General features: G+C 40.6%; 1 pseudogene. It reads left to right on the top strand.

The features are described from left to right. Positions 1-399 (top strand): annotated as a pseudogene (locus tag J7R13_RS09260) (class I tRNA ligase family protein); the annotation flags it as partial.

Genomic DNA, 399 nt, shown 5'->3' with positions numbered 1-399 from the left:
AATTATGGTGGGGGCATTAAATACCGGCTTGGTATTGTCCTGATGGTACGGTTTTTGTTGAAAAAAGTGAAGAAGAAGCTTTGGATTAGGCTCTTTTTCATTATGGTGGAATGGTTGAATTAACCCGTGATCAAGATGTTTTAGATACATGGTTTTCAACAGCCCTTTGGCCTTTTTCAACGCTAGGTTGGCCCAATAAAACGACTGAATTAACCACTTTTTATCCAACATCTCTATCCGTTACAGGATTTGATATTAGCTTTTTCTTGGTTGCCCGTATGATGATGATGGGGCTTCACTCTATGGGTTAGGTACCTTTCCCAACGGTTTATGAGCACGCTCTCGTTCGAGATCAGAAGGGGGCAAAAATGTCAAAGTCGAAGGGAAATATAATTGATC

This window comes from Bartonella taylorii 8TBB (assembly GCF_902825155.1).
Classification (GTDB): domain Bacteria; phylum Pseudomonadota; class Alphaproteobacteria; order Rhizobiales; family Rhizobiaceae; genus Bartonella; species Bartonella taylorii_A.
This window is presented reverse-complemented; position numbering and strand designations above follow the sequence as displayed.